The sequence below is a fragment of the Deltaproteobacteria bacterium genome (genome assembly GCA_016178705.1).
Taxonomy (GTDB): Bacteria; Desulfobacterota; Binatia; order HRBIN30; family JACQVA1; genus JACOST01.
In genome coordinates, this window is record JACOST010000028.1 from 751,397 (window position 1) to 768,774 (window position 17,378).

General features: G+C 64.3%; 18 protein-coding genes. 12 read left to right on the plus strand and 6 right to left on the minus strand.

Features of this window, described 5'->3' with window-relative positions; genetic code table 11:
- Positions 1–78 precede the first annotated feature (78 nt).
- Positions 79–303, minus strand: coding sequence for a sulfurtransferase TusA family protein (locus HYR72_20385; GenBank protein MBI1817338.1), 225 nt, complete (start codon positions 301–303; stop codon positions 79–81).
- 80 nt (positions 304–383) lie between these two features.
- On the opposite strand from HYR72_20385, the gene HYR72_20390 reads away from it, so the two are divergent.
- The 4 genes from HYR72_20390 to HYR72_20405 all read left to right on the plus strand — a co-directional run bounded on the left by HYR72_20390 (position 384) and on the right by HYR72_20405 (position 5,908).
- A complete protein-coding gene (locus tag HYR72_20390; GenBank protein ID MBI1817339.1) occupies positions 384–1,214 on the plus strand; it encodes a hypothetical protein in 831 nt (276 codons plus the stop codon).
- The gene (locus HYR72_20395) at positions 1,204–3,207 is read left to right on the plus strand and encodes an ATP-dependent helicase (GenBank protein MBI1817340.1); all 2,004 of its coding nucleotides are present in this window, start codon (positions 1,204–1,206) and stop codon (positions 3,205–3,207) included. Before HYR72_20390 ends, HYR72_20395 begins: the two co-directional genes overlap by 11 nt.
- Positions 3,208–3,776: 569 nt before the next feature.
- A complete protein-coding gene (locus HYR72_20400; GenBank protein MBI1817341.1) occupies positions 3,777–4,553 on the plus strand; it encodes an enoyl-CoA hydratase in 777 nt (258 codons plus the stop codon).
- A gap of 59 nt (positions 4,554–4,612) precedes the next feature.
- Positions 4,613–5,908 (plus strand): MFS transporter, encoded by a 1,296-nt coding sequence (locus tag HYR72_20405; GenBank protein ID MBI1817342.1) that lies wholly within the window; start codon positions 4,613–4,615, stop codon positions 5,906–5,908.
- Here the strand turns inward: HYR72_20405 and HYR72_20410 are convergent.
- A complete protein-coding gene (locus HYR72_20410) occupies positions 5,871–6,389 on the minus strand; it encodes a flavin reductase family protein (protein ID MBI1817343.1) in 519 nt (172 codons plus the stop codon). The two genes, HYR72_20405 and HYR72_20410, sit on opposite strands and share 38 nt — an antisense overlap.
- A gap of 136 nt (positions 6,390–6,525) precedes the next feature.
- Positions 6,526–6,699, minus strand: a complete 174-nt coding sequence (locus HYR72_20415; GenBank protein MBI1817344.1) for a hypothetical protein — start codon at positions 6,697–6,699, stop codon at positions 6,526–6,528.
- Between HYR72_20415 and HYR72_20420 the strand changes: the two genes are divergently transcribed.
- A complete protein-coding gene (locus tag HYR72_20420) occupies positions 6,698–7,006 on the plus strand; it encodes a hypothetical protein (GenBank protein ID MBI1817345.1) in 309 nt (102 codons plus the stop codon). The genes HYR72_20415 and HYR72_20420 overlap by 2 nt on opposite strands.
- A 347-nt stretch (positions 7,007–7,353) precedes the next feature.
- Positions 7,354–7,533 (plus strand): hypothetical protein, encoded by a 180-nt coding sequence (locus HYR72_20425; GenBank protein MBI1817346.1) that lies wholly within the window; start codon positions 7,354–7,356, stop codon positions 7,531–7,533.
- Positions 7,534–7,596: 63 nt separating this feature from the next.
- Here HYR72_20425 and HYR72_20430 read toward each other — a convergent pair whose 3' ends face one another.
- Positions 7,597–8,916 (minus strand): DUF1329 domain-containing protein, encoded by a 1,320-nt coding sequence (locus tag HYR72_20430; protein ID MBI1817347.1) that lies wholly within the window; start codon positions 8,914–8,916, stop codon positions 7,597–7,599.
- 66 nt (positions 8,917–8,982) lie between these two features.
- Here HYR72_20430 and sppA point away from each other — a divergent pair, with 66 nt between their 5' ends.
- The 4 genes from sppA to HYR72_20450 are packed head-to-tail and all read left to right on the plus strand — an operon-like array spanning position 8,983 to position 13,814.
- Entirely contained in the window at positions 8,983–9,957 is a 975-nt protein-coding gene (sppA, locus tag HYR72_20435) for a signal peptide peptidase SppA (GenBank protein ID MBI1817348.1), read from the plus strand.
- A gap of 3 nt (positions 9,958–9,960) precedes the next feature.
- Positions 9,961–11,472, plus strand: a complete 1,512-nt coding sequence (locus HYR72_20440; GenBank protein ID MBI1817349.1) for a hypothetical protein — start codon at positions 9,961–9,963, stop codon at positions 11,470–11,472.
- 8 nt (positions 11,473–11,480) lie between these two features.
- Positions 11,481–12,491, plus strand: coding sequence for a glucose-1-phosphate thymidylyltransferase (locus HYR72_20445; GenBank protein MBI1817350.1), 1,011 nt, complete (start codon positions 11,481–11,483; stop codon positions 12,489–12,491).
- 48 nt (positions 12,492–12,539) lie between these two features.
- Positions 12,540–13,814, plus strand: a complete 1,275-nt coding sequence (locus HYR72_20450) for an alkaline phosphatase family protein (protein ID MBI1817351.1) — start codon at positions 12,540–12,542, stop codon at positions 13,812–13,814.
- A gap of 37 nt (positions 13,815–13,851) precedes the next feature.
- On the opposite strand, the gene HYR72_20455 is transcribed toward HYR72_20450, so the two are convergent.
- Entirely contained in the window at positions 13,852–14,424 is a 573-nt protein-coding gene (locus HYR72_20455) for a transposase (GenBank protein ID MBI1817352.1), read from the minus strand.
- Positions 14,425–14,613: 189 nt separating this feature from the next.
- On the minus strand, positions 14,614–15,189 hold the full coding sequence (locus HYR72_20460) for a hypothetical protein (GenBank protein ID MBI1817353.1): 576 nt from the start codon (positions 15,187–15,189) through the stop codon (positions 14,614–14,616).
- A 92-nt stretch (positions 15,190–15,281) separates the two neighbouring features.
- Here HYR72_20460 and HYR72_20465 point away from each other — a divergent pair, with 92 nt between their 5' ends.
- The gene (locus tag HYR72_20465; GenBank protein MBI1817354.1) at positions 15,282–16,100 is read left to right on the plus strand and encodes a carbon-nitrogen hydrolase family protein; all 819 of its coding nucleotides are present in this window, start codon (positions 15,282–15,284) and stop codon (positions 16,098–16,100) included.
- Entirely contained in the window at positions 16,070–17,350 is a 1,281-nt protein-coding gene (locus tag HYR72_20470) for a molybdopterin molybdenumtransferase MoeA (protein MBI1817355.1), read from the plus strand. Before HYR72_20465 ends, HYR72_20470 begins: the two co-directional genes overlap by 31 nt.
- Positions 17,351–17,378: the final 28 nt, after the last annotated feature.

The following is a 17,378-nucleotide window of genomic DNA, read 5'->3' on the forward strand; positions in this document are numbered from 1 at the left end:
ATTCACGACTCCCGATTCACGACTCCCGATTCACGAACACGAGTCACGATTCACGAACACGAGTCACGATTCACGACCTCACCGATGAATCACCAGCCGCCAGAGCGGTGGTGCGTGCTCCACCAGATCGACCGCGTAGCCTTCGGCCTCGGCTGCACGCGGGATGTCGCGCGCGCCCTTTTCGTCGTCTAGCACCAGCTCCAACGCGTCGCCGTGCGGCAGCGCCTCGAGGTGCACCTTGGCCTTGGCCCAACTGAGAGGGCAACGCACTCCCCGCAGGTCAAGGTGCTTGGGCTCAGACATGGGCTTCCGTACACGCATCACACAAAGCTACGGTGCGTTCTTTTGCCGCTGCGCCGCCGTTGCTATAGTTGAGCCGTCTCATGTCTCTCATTGCCGCTGTGCGTGCCGCGCTGTTGCCGGCCGGCCTCAACTTGGTGGCGGCGCTGCCGGTCGAGCGCTACGACCGCGACGTACCGGAACGCTATCGTCTGCGCAAGCGCTATCCCACGAGCCAGTCGCTTATCGTCATCGGCAATGGCGGCGGGCCGTTCTGGGAGGGGTTTCGTCAGCATCGCGATGGGCGCGATGCGCAACCGCAAACCCAGGAACCGAATCCGCTCGATTGTTACGCGGCGACGATCATCGAGCGTGATGTTCCTCCTGTGCTCGCTAGTATGGGGACCGCGGGGCGCTTCCTCTATCCGTTTCGGTTCGATGAAGAGCCGGTGTCGTTCATCCATCTCGGCGCGCTCGCCGGATTCGGAGCGCGCAGCCTGCTCGGCGTGTTGGTGCACCCGGAGTACGGGCCGTGGATCGCGCTACGCGCGGCGTTGCTGCTTGACGTCGCGATCGAGTCGACGCCGGTGACTCCGTTCGATCCGTGCGGAACATGCGCCGACAAGCCGTGCATCAGCGCCTGCCCGGGGGCGGCGATCAGCGAGCGCGGCTGGGACGTGCCGGCGTGTACGGCATATCGCGCAGGTCTCCCGGTTCATCGAAGAGAGCGACAGGGTGAGCCGCGCAACGCACCGGCGCTCCACTCTAACCCTCACCCAGGGGGAGAGGGGGCGGAGGTGCCAGGAAACTGCGCCGATCGTTGCCATGCTCGGTGGGAGTGCATCTATGGTCGCGCGCATCGCTATCCGGCGGATGCGCTCGCGTACCATCAGCGCCGCGCGCTCGACGTCATGCGGGCCAGCGATGCCGCCTGAACCGGAGAAATACACGTTGCGGCGCGGGCTGCTGCCGCCGCGCGAGCCCGAGTTTCGCATCGAGTATGCGCAGCAACTCAATCCGGCGCAGCACGACGCGGCGACTTCGCTCGACGGGCCGTTGCTGGTCATCGCCGGCGCCGGCACCGGGAAGACCCGCGCCCTCGTCTATCGGGTGGCGCGCTTGGTGGAGTCGGGCGTCGATCCGCACAACATCTTGCTGCTCACCTTTACGCGCCGCGCGGCCGCCGAGATGCTGCGCCGTGCCAGCCAACTGCTCGACGGGCGCTGCGAGCGGGTCGCCGGCGGCACGTTTCACTCGTTCGCCAACACTGTCCTGCGTCGCCACGGCACCGCGCTCGGCATCCCGTCGGCCTTCACCATTCTCGATCGTGGCGATTCGGAGGACGTGATCAACCTGCTGCGCGCGCAGCTCGGCTTCGACAAGAAGGAGAAGCGCTTCCCGCGTAAGCAGACCATCGCCGAGATCTACAGCATGGCGGTCAACAAGTCGGTGGCGTTGCCCGACTTGGTCGAGGGCGAGTATCCGCACCTCATCGAACTTTTGCCCGATCTGCTGGCGCTGCAGGAGCGCTACGCGATTTACAAACACGAGCGCTATCTGGTCGACTACGACGATCTGCTGGTGAAGTTGCGCGATCTGCTCGCGCAGCACGACGACGTGCGCCTGCGTTTGTCGCAGCAGTACCGCTTCATCATGGTCGATGAGTACCAGGACACCAACGCGATCCAAGCCGACATCGTCCGCTTGCTCGCCACCGCGCACGACAACGTGATGGTGGTCGGCGACGACGCGCAGAGCATCTATTCCTTCCGCGGCGCGGATTTCCGCAACATCATGGAATTCCCGACGCTGTTTCCGAGCGCGCGGCTGATCAAGCTGGAAGAGAACTACCGCAGCACGCAGTCAATCTTAAACGTCACCAACGCCATCATCCGCCGCGCGCAGGTCGGCTACGCCAAGGAGCTGTTCACCAGCCGCACCGGCGGCGAGGCGCCGTTGCTGGTGGTCGCCGACACCGAGCAGTTTCAGTCGCGCTTCGTCAGCCAACGCGTGCTCGAATTGCGCGAAGAGGGTGTCCCGCTGACCGACATCGCGGTGTTGTTTCGTTCGAGCTTCCATTCGTTCGATCTCGAAATCGAACTAGCGCGGGCGGAGATTCCGTTCGTGAAGCGCGGCGGCTTCAAGTTCATCGAGTCGGCGCACATCAAAGACGTGTTGGCGCACCTGCGCATCGTCGCGAACCCACGCGACGCGGTGTCGTGGCATCGCGTGCTATTGCTGCTCGAAGGCGTCGGCCCGCGCACCAGCGAAGAGATCATCGATTGGGTCTTCGCAGGCGCCGATCCGGCGACACAGCTCGCCAGCTTTCCCAGGCGCAGCTTCTCCACCGATCTGCACGCGCTCGCCGGATTGCTGCGACGGCTCGCCGACGAAGGGCGCAAGCCCGCCGAGTTGCTCAACGAGGTGTGCAAGTACTACGAGCCGATTCTCAAGCGCGTCCACCGCGAAGACCATCCGAAGCGGCAGAAGGACCTCGATCAATTTGGCGCGATCGCGATGCGGTTCGAGAGCCTGCAGTCGCTGCTCACCGACATGGCGCTCGAACCGCCGACCGACGTGGTCGGCGACACGCTGGCGAGCGGCGAAGACGACGAGGGGTTGCTCACGCTGTCGACGATCCACTCGGCGAAGGGATTGGAGTGGCACAGCGTGTTCATCATTTGGGCCGTCGATGGCCGGTTTCCGTCGTTCTACAACGTCAACGACGAGAAGGATCTCGAAGAGGAGCGCCGCCTGATGTACGTCGCCGCCACGCGCGCCAAGCAGCAACTCTACTTCGTGCAGCCGGTGAACATTTACGACCGCGCGCTCGGCATGGTGTTGGGCAAACCATCACGCTTCATCGACGATCTGCCGCGCGAGTTGTTGCGCCCGGTAATGTTGGTCGACGATACCGCCGCGGTGTGAGCGGGTTGCGGCAGCGGACTCAACTCCGATTTCCAGGCCGACTCCGTTTGCCCACTCTTCGCACACGCTGCTAGGCTGCCACCCGTTGCGAAGATTGTCGTCGGTTTCGATGGAGAATCCGATCCAGGCCAGCAAGTAGTTTGAGGCACTCGAGCAAGTTCAGGTGCAACGCGGTGAAGGATCATTTCCGACGAGAGGCATATTGGATGGCGGTGCTCCCTCTGGCGCTGATCACCCTCGCGTTCTTCGTCGCGCTCCTGGCGCCCAGGCTCCTGCGCCAGGTTGCCATCGATCGTTGCCTCGATCGGGGCGGCAGGTTCGACTATACATCGAGCAAGTGCGAATCGACGGCTCCCACGGCCGCTCCGTCTGCGGATTGATGAGAGGGCGTTCCACGACCTCTAACGCGCCGCCGGATCTGGCGGTGGGCGGGAGCCGGCATAGTTGTGCGAACTTCGCGTTTGCCTGCGGCAGCTCGACTCCATAGTGCAACTCTCCGACGATTCACAAGCCTCGTTCCGTCGGCTCGCGCTGGCGTGGTATGGTGCGCCCGATTCAGGAGGCTGACTGTGGCGTACCAACATCTCATCGCGGATTGTAGCGGCCCGATCGCGACCATCACGCTGAACCGGCCGGAGCGGCGCAACGCGCTGTCGCTGGCACTGATGACCGAACTGATCGATTGCCTCACCGCCATCGGCGGCGCGCGGGACACACGCGCGGTGATTCTTGCCGGCAACGGTCCGGCGTTCTGCGCTGGACACGATCTGAGCGAGATGATCGATCGTGACATCAATGCCTATCGCCAGCTCTTCGACGTGTGTGCGCAGCTGATGCACACCGTGCAGGCGATCCCGCAGCCGGTGATCGCGCGCGTGCACGGCATCGCGACCGCGGCGGGCTGCCAATTGGTTGCGACCTGCGACCTCGCGATTTCCGCCGACACGGCGCGCTTCGCGACGCCGGGGGTGAAAATCGGGCTCTTCTGCACCACGCCGATGGTGGCCTTGTCGCGCGCCGTCGGCCGCAAGCGCGCGATGGAGATGCTGCTCACCGGCGAGATGATCGATGCGCCGACGGCAGCCGAGTGGGGGCTGATCAATCGCGTCGTGCCGGCCGCCACGCTCGACAGCGAAACGCGCGCCTTGGCCGAGAAGGTCGCCGGCGCTAGTTCGCTGACCGTGGCGATCGGCAAGCAAGCGTTCTACGCCCAGATCGACCTCGATCAGCCGAAAGCCTACGCCTACGCGAAAGAGGTCATGAGCATGAACGCTCTGGCCGCCGACGCGCAGGAAGGCATGAGCGCGTTCGTCGAGAAGCGCACGCCGTGCTGGGTGGGACGGTAGGTTCGATTGCGGAATGTGGATTGGGGAGTGCGGAATAGCGAATGCGGAATGTGGGCATCGTGAGCGCTCGTAGCCACATTCCGACGCCCGAAGCCACCGAGATGACGCCATACCTGTGGGCGTTGCTCGGCATGCTGGTGTCGGCGACCGTCTTTGACGCCTTCAACATTTCGATTCTCTCCACCGTCGCCCCGATCATTCAGGAGACCAATGGGCTGAGCAACACGCAGTGGGGACTGGTCAACATGGTGATCCGCGTCGGGGCGGTGTCATCGTTCTTCGTCCTCTCGCTCGCGGACCGCTACGGCCGCCGCCCGATGATCACGATCAGCGTGCTGGGCTACGCGGTGTTCACCGGCCTCACCGGGTTTTCGCGCTCGATTGAAGTGTTCACCTTCTACCAGTTCTGTGCGCGCATCTTTCTCGCGGCGGAATTTGCGCTGGCGCTGATCATCATCGGCGAAGAGTACCCGACGCGCTGGCGCAGCGTCGGCATCTCGCTGCTGGCGGGCGTCGGCGCGCTCGGCACCATCGCCGCCTTTGTCACCGCGCGCTACGTGCTGGCGAGTTACGACTGGCGCACGATGTATTGGATCGGCCTGGCGCCGATCGCGTTGGTGCTGCTGGTGCGCTTGGGCATGCGCGAGACGCGGCGGTTCGCGCACGTGCAGCAGCGCGACGGGGCGATGTCGTTCCGCCAACACCTCGCCAATATGCGCGTGCCGTTTCAACCGCGCTATCGCTTTCGCTCGCTCTTGGTCACGCTGATCTGGAACTGCAACCACTTCGTCACCGCGCCGGCGGTGACGTTCTGGACCATCCACGCCGCGCGCGATTTGCACTACACGCCGCAGCAGTACTCCGTCGTGGTGGCGGCTGGCTATCTGTTCGGCTTCCTGACCGGAGCGCCGACGGCAGGGCTGCTGATGAATCGCTTTGGTCGCAAGCGCACCTGCGCCTTCTACTACATCGGCGCGGCGGTGGTGATCTTTGGTCTGTTCGCGTCGACCAGCACCTCGTTAGCGATACAGACCGCGCTGATGTCGGTGAACATATTCTTCTTCCTCGGCGCCGGCGCGTCGACCAACACCTTCGCCACGGAACTGTTCCCGACCGAGATCCGCGCCACCGGTTACAGTTGGACCACCAATCTGTTCGGCCGCTTCTCGGAGATCCTCACGCCATTCGCCATCGGCATTTTGGCTGATCGCATCGGCATCCCGTACGCCGTGGGTATCATGGCGATCGGGCCGATCGTCGGCGGACTGATCATCCTGCGCTACGCGCCCGAAACCAACAACAAGACGCTGGAGGAAATCAGCGCCGAGTTGGACGGCGCGGCGACGGCCGCTTGATGACTTTGCCGACGTAGACGTAGTCGAGATCGAGGGACGTCAGCGGGGCGTCGTCACGACGTAGCGTAACGCGCTCGATGTGGGCCACGAACAACGAGTGATCGCCGGCGGCGTATTGCGCGACGACCCGGCATTCGAACGTGGCGGTGGCGGCCGCAAGCAGCGGCAACCCCTTCTCACTGAGCGTGTGCGCGATGTCATCCAGGTTGTCAGGCCGCTGCGCGGCGGCGGAGTAGAAGTAATCTTCCAACTCGCGCCCGCGTTCGCCGACGACGTTGAGTGCGAACGCTCCCGTGCGTTCGATCAGACCGTGTGTGGCGTGCCGCTGATCCACCGCCGCCATCAGCAGCGGTGGGTCGCCCGACACTTGGGTCACCCACGACGCCGACATCCCGTGGCGTTGTCCGGCGGCGTCCGCAACGGTCAACACATAGATGCCGGTGGTGAGGAGAGCCAGGGCGTCAGCGAGGTCTGAGTCCATGGTAACCGGATCGCGGGGCGCGACGATAGCGCTCGGCGTCGGTCCGCAGCAAGGTGAAGTACAAGAATTGTTAGGAGGGCGGACAGGGCCGGAGTTGCCCGGACCCTGTCCATTCGGCGGGAGCTTGCAACCGCGGTTACGCGGCGAGGGCGTCGGCGATGTGCTTGTCGGCGAAGTTGCCGGTGAGCACAACGCGCTGCGTCTTCAGCATATGGGCGATGATCGCGACGACTTCCTCGTCTGTACCCGCGCAATCTTGAACCGTTTGCACCAGCTCCAGCATCGTGGAGCGACGTGTCTGTTTCTTCATGACGGATCTCCTCGGTACTCCTTCGATGCCGCGGCTGGACGTACGTTACGCGAACTCCACCGCCGTGCGGAACGGCAGCGGGACCTTGCAACAGATCATACCGATGATCCGGCCGTTCCGTCTCACCGAGTACGCTCGCCAGCTGGGTAACCATGTCAGCTTGATCATGTGCTCGCTCTCTTCTGCTCACGGTAATGAGCAGGTGCCGTGCCAGGCCCAGGAATGGCCCACACAAACAAACCCGCTCGACATCTTCAGACACGAGTGCCGCAATGCGCTGCGGACAGAGCGTTTCAACATGCGGTAGAAGTGTCGCTGCGGCGAGAAATAGCCGGCACATGGCGCGGCACCTGCCACGCGGCCCCGTTGATACCGCGAAGAGATGCCTCCTGCCTTATCGGCGCCGATCATCCCCTGCATTCGGTATCCCAGATTCGACGATTTCAGCGCGCCGTTCGCTTGCGAGCGCGGTTGTGGGGACGAAAACGGATTGGCCGCGTCGCGCGGCGGCCGAAGTCGCCTCGATCACTGACGCTTCCTCGGGCAAGTTGCCACCACCACGGTCACTCTGGTAGGGTCCGCCGTGCGTTCGCGAGGGCAACGGCTCTGGAGTCGAGCGTGGCTCGACTCGCCGATTTTGAAAGGAGACCTCTCATGGCAGGCGGAAAAACATTCAAGCGCGATCAGAAACGCCGCAAAGAGATGGCCCGCAAGCTGAAGCAAGAAGAGAAGCTGCGCAAAAAAACCGAGCGCCGCGAGAACAAGACGGGAAGCGAGGACGACGTCGAGAACATGGAGCCGTTGACCGCGCCGATCCACATCATCGATAGCTGATCATCTGCTACGGCGGAGTGTTGCGCCGCGTCATCGAGTGTCGACTGAGCCCAGTCGACGGGCCTACTCACTCAATTTGGTGAGGTGCTCGGGGCTGAACCACTCATCCGCAAAATCCCGCACGAACGTCTCGCGGGTGTAACGTCCGGTGGGCGTGCCGCGATTCTCCCGTTCGTTGATCCCGGTCATCAGGAACGCCGTCGGGGCGGCGAACTGGCCGTCCGGCGTGCGCCCCCAGCCGGTGCCGCAGAAATTGGTTTGGAACTGGTCGCCGCCTTTCGAGTACCCGATCTTATAGTACGCGTGGTAGAGTTCGCGGTCGATGTACAGGATGACCTTGCCGAGGTCGTAGTATGGATCGCGCGGCTTGCCCTCCACGATCCACACCGGCCGCCGCACGAACACGTTGCCGAGCGTCAGCCACGGCGCGCCGGTTGCGCCCGGCACTTCGTAGACCGCGCGGTTGTATGGCACCTCCATGACCCAACGCTGACCCTTCTCGCGCTTGAGCGGGCGCGCGTACGGCGAGTCGGTGCCGAGCGGCCCGATCACTTCGCCGCTGCCCACCAGTTTCCACTCGAAGTATTCGACCTTGCCGTCGTAGCAATCGGCGTCGTCGCCGTAGACTTCGAAGCCGGGGATGCGTTCACCACGCGTCGATGTGCGCACGCGCCGCACGCGGCGGATCGACGGCAGGTACGCCCACACTTGGTCCCACGTCGTCCAGTCGTTGAACCGCCAGGTCAGCACGCCGACGCCGGCCACGTCTTTCGGTTCGGTGGCCGCCGCGAGTTGGCGCGACTCGGTGTTGTCGGGCAGCGTCTTCGGAGGCACGCTGGTTGTCCCGAGATAAAATTTGTACGAGAGAAAAATCTGCACCGAGCGCAACACCTGGCTGTCGGCGGTGACGTCGGCGAGTGAGAAGTAGTGGATCGCACCGTCGCCCTGCATCTGGCGCAACCGATAGTTGTGCAGGATCTTGGCCCCGGAGAGCGGATCGCCGGCGTCGATCGTTGGGAACGGCAAGCCGTACAGCGCCGTCGGACGCGCCTCGCCGCCGGCCTCCTTCAGCCCGCCGGTGACCACGTCGATGGCATACTTACCGGCGTTGTTTTCACTCGCCTTCCAAAACCGATCGGTGTAGTTCGCCCGGAACTTCTTCGCATCGACCGGGACGACTTTGAAGTAATACTCGCCTGCCTTGAGCCGGTGGTAGATCGGCTCGGGCAACAACTCTTTGTACTGCTCGGCGTTGTCCTTAGTCAGCATCCAGGCGCCGGCCGGGTCCGCCGCCGCCGCCGCGGAGCGGATCAACGTGGCGACCAACAGCGTCGCGATCATTCCACCGGCGGCGCGCATGCCTTGCCTGTCTGCTGACGACACGACTATAGTTTCCGCGCTCGCAAGCCAAGAGGAGATCTCATGCGTGTTCGTCTGATCGCTCGTTTCATGCCGCTGGTCCCGGTGCTCCTGGTTGGGCTCAGTGGTTGCGTGTTTGTTTCCGCCAACCTCAATCCCTTCGGCGGGAACATCGAACCTCTTGCCGAGCGCAAGGTCGCCGGTGAGGGCAAGGACAAGGTGCTGCTGGTGGACATCACCCGCACGATCACCGCCGACGAGCAGCCGGGTTCGTTCGGATTCAAGCGTCAGGAGAGCACGGTGGCGCGGCTCGAATCAGAGCTCCAGCAAGCGGGGGAAGACGAACGCGTCAAGGCCATCGTGTTGCGCATCAACAGCCCCGGCGGCACGGTGACCGCCAGCGACGTGATCTACCATCGCTTGATGGCCTTCAAAGCCGAGCACCACGTGCCGGTGATCGCCCACTTCGGCGATATGGCAACCTCGGGCGCATACTACGTTGCGCTCGCGGCGGATGAAATCGTCGCCAGCCCGACGAGCGTGACCGGCAGCATCGGGGTAATTCTGTTCGGGCTCAACGTCAAGGGTCTCATGAGCAAGCTCGGCGTGACGGATCAGACGATCAAGTCGGGCGTGCACAAAGACATCGGCTCGCCGCTGCGCAAGATGACCCCGGAGGAAGAGGAGATCATGCAACGCGTGCTCGACGATATGCGCAACCGCTTCGTCGGGCTCGTGCGCGAGCGGCGGCCGCAGTTCGATGGCACTGCCTCGTACATTGATGGCCGCATCCTCACCGCGTCGCAGGCGCTCGACGGCAAGCTGGTCGATCGCATCGGCTACCTCGACGACGCGATTGCCACGGCGCGGCGACGCGCGCAGCTCGATCAGGCGAGCGTCGTGATGTACCGCCGCCCGGGCGAATTCGCTGAGAGCATCTACTCGAAGCCGGTGGTCGGCAGCGGCGCGACGCAAGTGAATCTCAACCTGCTCAACATTGATCTGGGTGGGCTGCTGCCGGGCGGGCCGCGTTTCATGTATCTCTGGCAGCCGGATGCCGAGTAGCGGGTGAGTCGGGGCACGATCGCACTGCGGCCGGCGCGCACCACCCGCGTGCTCACTGCCGCGTGGCTGCTGTTGCTCGCCAGCAGCGCCTTCTACTTTCTCTCCACCAACGAAGCCGACAACGATCTGTGGGGCCACGTGTACTTCGGCCGCGCGATCGTGCAGGCCGGCGACGTGATCCGTCACGACCCCTACACGTACACCGCGCCGAACGCGCCGTGGATGAATCACGAGTGGCTCAGCCAGGTCCTGCTCTACGCCGCCTATGCGCGCGCCGGCGGACCGGGGCTGTGGGTCTTGAAGTTCGCCGTGACGCTGGCGACAGCTGCGCTGCTCTTCGCGCGCGTGCGGGCGGTCGCCATCCGCAACGCCGCCTCTCCATGGGTGTGGGGGCCGGTCGGGCTGTTGGCACTCGCGGTGTTGTCACGCGGCGGTGCGATCCGTCCACAGATGTTCAGCTACCTTGGATTCGCCGCGGTGCTGGCATGGTGCGATCGTGAGCACGCCCGCGGTGGATGGTGGCTGCCGCTTGCGTTTGTGGTCTGGGTCAATCTCCACGGTGGCTTTGTGCTCGGTCTGGGCGTGTTGGCACTATACGCAATCGTTGCGATCACGACGGGTCCGACATCGCAGCGTGGTCGAACGCTGGTGCTGTTGATGCTCAGCCTCGCGGCGACGTTGGTGAACCCGTACGGCTGGCGCTTGCTAACGTATATCGCCGGCGAGCTGACGGTCGAGCATCCCATCACCGAGTGGCAAGCGGCGGCGGTCGGTGATGTGTCGCAGCAGACGTTCTTCGCACTGCTCGCACTGTACATCGTCACGCTGCCGTTCGCCCGCTGGCGCGAACAGTCGTGGCAAACGGTGCTCGCGATCGCCACGGCCGCGATGGCGTTGCAGCACCAGCGCCACACTCCAGTGTTTGCGATTGCCGCAGCGGCGCCCACCGCGGCGCAGATGGCCGCGGCGGTGCGATGGTGGCCGTGGCGCCGGTTCGTGTTCAGTGCCGGCGCGCAGCGTCTGCTCGGTGGCGCGTTGATCGCGCTTGCGCTTGCTCAAGTGACGCTGCAGGGTCGGCGACTGGTGGCCGATCGCTTCGCGGTCGTGTTCGATCCCAACGACTATCCGGTCGATGCCGTCCGCGCGTTGGCTGCAGACACCGGCGACCTCAACCTCGCGGTGCCGCTCGATTGGGGCGAGTACGTGCTGTGGCACGTCGCGCCGCGTGTGAAGGTGTCGCTCGATGGTCGCTTCGCCACGCTGTTCCCGCCGGCGGTGGTGCGCGACAACTTCAACTTCTTCGCCGGTGAAGGCGAGTGGACGCGCTTGCTCACCGCCTATCCGACCGAGGCCGCGCTTGTGCCCCGCGCCGCGCCGTGCCTCATCCGCCAACAGCCCGGCTGGCAGCGGGTCTACGTGGATAGCATCGCCGAGATCTACGTGCGCTCGGACCGCGTTGCTTCGGTGCACTTGGGCGCCACACTGCCGCAACCGACGTCAGGAATCTTTCCGTAGGTTCTCTGATGAAGGCCGTCGTTTTGTGTGCCGGCTTCGGCACGCGCATGCGTCCGCTGACAGACCATGTCGCGAAGCACCTGATCCCGGTCGCGAACAAGCCGGTCCTGTTCTATGCGCTCGAGAACATCGTCGCGGCCGGCGCGCGTGACATTTGTATCGTCGTCAATCCGGCGACCCACGAGCAGATCGAGGCGCAGGTTCACCGCGGCGAGCGCTTTGGGGCGCGCGTGCAGTACGTCGAGCAGCCCGAGCCGCTCGGCTTGGCGCACGCGGTACACTGCGCGCGCGAGTTCGCCAGTGACGAGCCGTTCGTGCTGTACCTCGCCGATACGCTGATCGACGAACCGATCGCCAACGCGACGGCGCGATTCGAGCGCGAGCATGCCCGCGCAGTGGTGATGCTCGCCGCGGTCGCCGACCCGCAGCGCTACGGCGTCGCCCAGGTCGACGGCGATCGCATCATCCTATTGGTCGAGAAGTCGGCCCAGCCGCCGTCGAATCTCGCCTTCATCGGCGCGTGCGTTCTCGATCGTCACATTTTCGAGGTGATCGAGAACCTGCAGCCCTCGGCCCGTGGCGAATACGAGATTACCGACGCGATTCAAGCGCTGGTGGCGCGCGGCCGACTCGTGTTGCCGCACGTAACGACGAGGTGGTGGAAGGATACCGGCACACCGGCCGCCCTGCTCGATGCGAACCGCGTATTGCTCGATCGCATCTCCCCCGACATTCGCGGCAGCCTCGACGCCGCCTCGAGCGTGACCGGCAAAGCGATCATCGGCGCCGGCACTGTCATCCAACGCAGCCGCGTCGTCGGGCCAGTCCTGATCGGCAACGACGTCCGCATCGACGATGCGACCATCGGTCCATACGCGTCGATTGGCGACCGCTCCGATATCCGCCGGACGATCGTGGAAGACAGCATCGTCATGGACGGATCCATCTTGGATGGAGCGGAGAAGCGGGTCACCGGCAGCATCGTCACTGCGGGCGTTCGTTTACGCGCACGACAGTAGAATCGTGGTCATTGCTCTCCCGGCGCTGCGCTAGTAAGGACGCGCGTGATGCTGACGCGATGGATTCGTGCGTGGTTGCTGGTGATGCTTCTTGCCACCAGCGTTCCGTCTCTTCTTCGCGCCGATGAGCGCCCCGACCACACCGTTGTGGTGCTGTTGTTCGACGGCTGGGCGCCGTCGCTGGTGCAATCGATTCCCGCGCCCGCGCTCGATCGCATGCGCAAGCAAGGCGCGTGGACGCACCACATGCTGCCGGCGTTCCCGACCATCTCGCTGATCAATCAGACGACGATCTCGACCGGTTGTTGGCCGGAGCATCACGGCATCGTGACCAACGTGTTCCTCGATCCGCAACGTGGCGAGTACGATCACTCGCACGACGCCGATTGGCTCATCGGCTGCGAGCATTTGCATCAAGCGGCGGAACGCCAGGGCGTGCGATCGGCGGCGCTCGGTTGGGTTGGGCGCTACTCTACTGCGCGCGGAGATTTGGCGACCCACGCGTCTCCCGAGCGCGCCTTCGCGGAGTTTCCCACCGATCAAGAACGCACCGATCAGGTCGTCCGGCTGCTCCAGCTACCCGACGCCGACCGGCCGCGTCTGATTCTCGCCTACTTCAAGGGGCCCGACGGTGTGGAGCACTTCAAGGGCATGGATTCCGACGCGACGCGCCAAGCCGCCATCGAGAGCGACGCGTGCGTCGGCAAGATCCTCGATACGATCGCGGCGCAGCCGTTCCACGATCGCGTAACCCTCATCGTCACCACGGACCACGGCATGATTCCCGTGACCCACGACGTCAACATCAGCAAGATCCTGCTCAATCACAAGATCGACGCACAGTACCGCTCGACCGGCACGACCTCGTTTCTGTACTTCGCCGACCGCGCGCAGGTCGACCGCGCCTTCACTGAGCTGTCCGGTTACAAGGAGTTCGACGTCGTGCGGAAAGACGCGCAGCCGGCCGATTGGCACATCGGCACAGGTCCGCGGGTTGGCGATCTGATCATCTCCACGCATCCGCCGTACTTCATCGAAGACATCAGCCGCTGGCCGAAGTGGGCGCACTGGCTCGGCACCTGGGGTCCCGAGTTTCTGCCGGCGACCTTCGCGCTCAAAGCCACCCACGGTTACCCCGCCGACACCCCGGGCGTCGCCGGCATCTTCTACGCATGGGGCGCTGGTGTCGCCGCCGGACACGAAATCGAGAGCATTCGCGCGATCGACATTCACCCAACCGTCACGCACCTGCTCCGCATCGCGCCGGGGAAGCCAGTCGACGGACAGGTGGCGGAAGCGTTCTTGGTGCCGAAGCCGGATTGAGCCGAGTGTGTAGGGTGGGCACTGCCCACCACCCGCTCTACTCACCGACGGTGTCGGAGATGTCGGAGAAATCAGGAGATGAAATCGTCCGCCCCTCGCACACGCAACACCAACTCGTCGTGTATGCACCACGCCGAACCCAACGCGCAAAGCTGGAGTATGGCCAGAGGTGCGGGCAGCTCACCAGCCCGTGTTTGACTGGGTTGTAGTGAAGGTAATCGATGTGTCGCTCCAGGTCTCGTTCGTCGCGGATCGCGTGCTCCCAGAAGCGGCGCTGCCAAATGTTCCGGTCACGATGCCGCAGCCGCGAACGCGAGTTACCGGGCTCCGTGTGCGATTCGCTGAGTGATCGGGTGAAGAGCACCTTCAATCGACCCACACGCGACGAAAAGTCTCCATCATCCTCGGGCAGCGCCCAAACGAAGTGAATGTGATCTGGCATCACCGCTGCGGCGACAACCTGGAAGGGGCGTTCGCGCTTCACAGCCGCCAGGGCAAGCCGCAGGCGTGCTGCGTTGTCGGTCTCTGCCAGCAGGCGCTGGCGTTCGAACGTTACCAGTGTGAGGAAGAACGTGCCTCCCGGCACGTACGCTCTGCGGTACTCTGGCATAGACACGACCAACTATTGGCTAGCGCAGATGTGGCGCGTTGGACCAGCGATGACGCTCCCCTTCCGGTGGTGGGCAATGCCCACCCTACTGAGAACTGAGAACGACTGCATCTTGTCCAATGTGTAGGGTGGGCACTGCCCACCATCCGCTCTACGACACTAGGCGACGCACCTGAACGAGGATTGCCCTCACGAAGCTGGCTTGCCTCGCCGCGGACGTGCGGGCTTGCGCTTGAAGCTGGCGAGTTGGTGTTCGAGCCGTTTCACGCTGCGTTCGAGGCGGGCGATCTCATGTTGGATTGCGGGATGCGCGGTGAGGCGATCCACTGACTCGCGCACTTGGGCGTCGACGCGTTTCTGTAGCTGATCGAGTTGCTTCTGCGGGGCTTCGAGAATCTCGCCGAGCAAGCCCTTGCCGCCCGGCCGCCCACGACCCACCAGTTGCTGCACGCCCTTCTCCACCGACTCGCGCGCGCTGTCGAGCACCTCGCGGCCGCGATCGACCCGTTCCATCACTTCGTGCAGCGCTTCGCCGCCTTGGTGGATGATCCAGCGCAACACCGGCACCGACAGCAGACCGCTCTTGCGCTTCTCTTCCTCGAAGATGATCTGCGCGAAGGTGACGGCGGTGAGATCCTCGCCCGTATCGTTGTCGACCACCTGCAAATCGGTGCCCCGGCGCACGAGATCGCCGATCCCGTCGAGCGTGATGTAGACGCTGGCCTCAGTGTCGTAGAGTTTGCGATTGCCGTACCGCTTGATCACGTGCGCCATAAGCGGCGCGGGCGTACCACGCACCCGCCGCCGGAGCAAGGTTGACCCATCGGGACCCCTTGGATAGCTTCGCGGCGTTCATCATGACGCCCCGTCGCTTCCTCGCTGCCGCCGTGCAGCTCTGTGCTGGTTCCGACCAGCGCGTCAACCTCGATAAGGCCGAAGCCTTCGTGCGCGACGCCGCGAGACTGGGGGCGATGCTGGTGGCGCTGCCCGAGGTGTTCGCTTGGCGCGGACCGCGCGAGCAGGAAATCGAGGTCGCCGAGCCGATTCCTGGTCCCATCACCGACCGACTCGGCAATCTAGCGCGCGAACTCCGCATTCATTTGCTCGGCGGCTCGCTGCTCGAACGCGCGCCGGGCGCGACGAAAGCCTTCAATACCAGTTGCCTGTTCGATCCGCGCGGTGAGTTGATCGCTCGCTATCGCAAGACCCACCTGTTCGATGTCGACATTCCCGGCCATGTGACCATCCGCGAATCCGATACGCGCCAGAGCGGCAGCGATGTCGTCACCGCCGACACCGAGTGGGGACGCATCGGGCTTACGATCTGCTACGACCTGCGCTTCCCCGAACTCTATCGCAAGTTAACCGCGTCCGGTGCACTCGTGATCACCATCCCGTCCGCGTTTACGTTTCCGACCGGCGCGGCGCACTGGGAGATTCTGCTGCGCGCGCGCGCGATCGAGAACCAAGTGTACATCATCGCCCCCGATCAAATTGGCCGCAGCCCGAGCGGCGTCAACGACTTCGGCAACTCGATGATCATCGATCCGTGGGGCAAGCCGCTCGCCCGCGCCGCCGATCGCGAGACGGTCATCGTCGCTGAAATTGACCTCGACTATCTCGACCGCGTGCGGCGAGAACTGCCATGCCTCGATCACGTCAAATTCGCGCAGTAGCCGCACGTCCGGTCAAGGCGTTCTTTCAAGTCGTGACCACCGACGAAGCACGCCGGTGCATCGCCGCGTTCGCGCCGGTCGGGACGGAAACGGTCGGCGTGGCCAAGGCGCTCGGCCGCGTGCTCGCGCGCGATCTCACCTCGCCGATCGATCTGCCGCACTTCCATCGCGCCAACATGGATGGTTTCGCCGTGCGCGCCGCCGACACGTTTGGAGCGACGGCCAGTATCCCGGCCTATCTGAAAATAGCGGGCACGGTTGAGATGGGCGCAGATGCCAGCAAGCGCGCGCTCAAGAAGGCCGAGGCCATGCGTATCGCCACCGGCGGCATGCTGCCGCCTGCGGCCGATGCAGTGGTGATGATCGAGCACACCGACGAGGTCGGCGATGGGACGGTGGAGATCCATCGCGGCGTGTCGCCGTGGGAGCACGTTTTGCAAATCGGCGACGACGTCGCGCGCGGCGCGGCGATCTTCGCGCGCGGACGGCGCCTGCGCGCGCACGATCTCGGTGCGCTGACGGGGTTGGGCATCACCAAGGTGCCGGTGTTCAAGCGGCCGCGCGTCGGGTTGCTGTCGAGCGGCGATGAAATTGTCCCGCCGGAAACCACACCACGTCCGGGCCAGGTGCGCAACATCAACGAGTACGCGTTGGTGGCGATGGCCGGCGAAGCCGGCGCGGTGGTGACCGACTACGGCGTGGTGCGCGACCGCGCCGATGCGTTGCGCAAGACGCTTGCGCAGGCGCTAGCGCGCAACGACATCGTGCTGATCTCCGGCGGCAGCTCGGTCGGTACGAAAGACATTACGCTCGACGTGATCACGTCGTTCCCGCAATCGGAGATTCTCTTCCACGGCATCGCGGTCGCACCCGGCAAACCGACGATTTTGGCGCGCGCGTTGAACAAGCCGGTGCTCGGCTTGCCGGGTCATCCCGTATCGGCGCTGGTCATCTTCGAACTGTTCGGTGCGCCGCTGTTGCGCGTGATCGGCGGAGAAGACAGCGGAACTGTTTTCTCCCCTCGCCATGTTGTCCGCGCCCGACTGGCAGAGAACGTCGCCTCGCAACCCGGCCGTGAAGATCACGTGCGCGTCCAACTCGTGCGCGATGGCGACGCGCTGCTCGCACGTCCGCTACCCGGCAAGTCGGGCGCAATCTTCAATCTGGTGCAAGCCGACGGTCTCGTCCGCGTCGATGCGTCCGCCGAAGGACTGGAAGCGGGCAGCGAAGTGGACGTGGTGGTGTTCTGAAGGATGGACAACAACGGATTTGCGAGTT

Coding starts and splice junctions, on each gene's coding strand:
- sppA (MBI1817348.1), top strand. CDS start 8,983: ATGCCGCTGGTCCCGGTGCTCCTGGTTGGGCTCAGTGGTTGCGTGTTT.
- HYR72_20395 (MBI1817340.1), top strand. CDS start 1,204: ATGCCGCCTGAACCGGAGAAATACACGTTGCGGCGCGGGCTGCTGCCG.
- HYR72_20425 (MBI1817346.1), top strand. CDS start 7,354: ATGGCAGGCGGAAAAACATTCAAGCGCGATCAGAAACGCCGCAAAGAG.
- HYR72_20385 (MBI1817338.1), bottom strand. CDS start 303: ATGTCTGAGCCCAAGCACCTTGACCTGCGGGGAGTGCGTTGCCCTCTC.
- HYR72_20450 (MBI1817351.1), top strand. CDS start 12,540: ATGCTGACGCGATGGATTCGTGCGTGGTTGCTGGTGATGCTTCTTGCC.
- HYR72_20420 (MBI1817345.1), top strand. CDS start 6,698: ATGACGGATCTCCTCGGTACTCCTTCGATGCCGCGGCTGGACGTACGT.
- HYR72_20455 (MBI1817352.1), bottom strand. CDS start 14,424: ATGCCAGAGTACCGCAGAGCGTACGTGCCGGGAGGCACGTTCTTCCTC.
- HYR72_20410 (MBI1817343.1), bottom strand. CDS start 6,389: ATGGACTCAGACCTCGCTGACGCCCTGGCTCTCCTCACCACCGGCATC.
- HYR72_20390 (MBI1817339.1), top strand. CDS start 384: ATGTCTCTCATTGCCGCTGTGCGTGCCGCGCTGTTGCCGGCCGGCCTC.
- HYR72_20465 (MBI1817354.1), top strand. CDS start 15,282: ATGACGCCCCGTCGCTTCCTCGCTGCCGCCGTGCAGCTCTGTGCTGGT.
- HYR72_20415 (MBI1817344.1), bottom strand. CDS start 6,699: ATGAAGAAACAGACACGTCGCTCCACGATGCTGGAGCTGGTGCAAACG.
- HYR72_20470 (MBI1817355.1), top strand. CDS start 16,070: ATGCCTCGATCACGTCAAATTCGCGCAGTAGCCGCACGTCCGGTCAAG.
- HYR72_20445 (MBI1817350.1), top strand. CDS start 11,481: ATGAAGGCCGTCGTTTTGTGTGCCGGCTTCGGCACGCGCATGCGTCCG.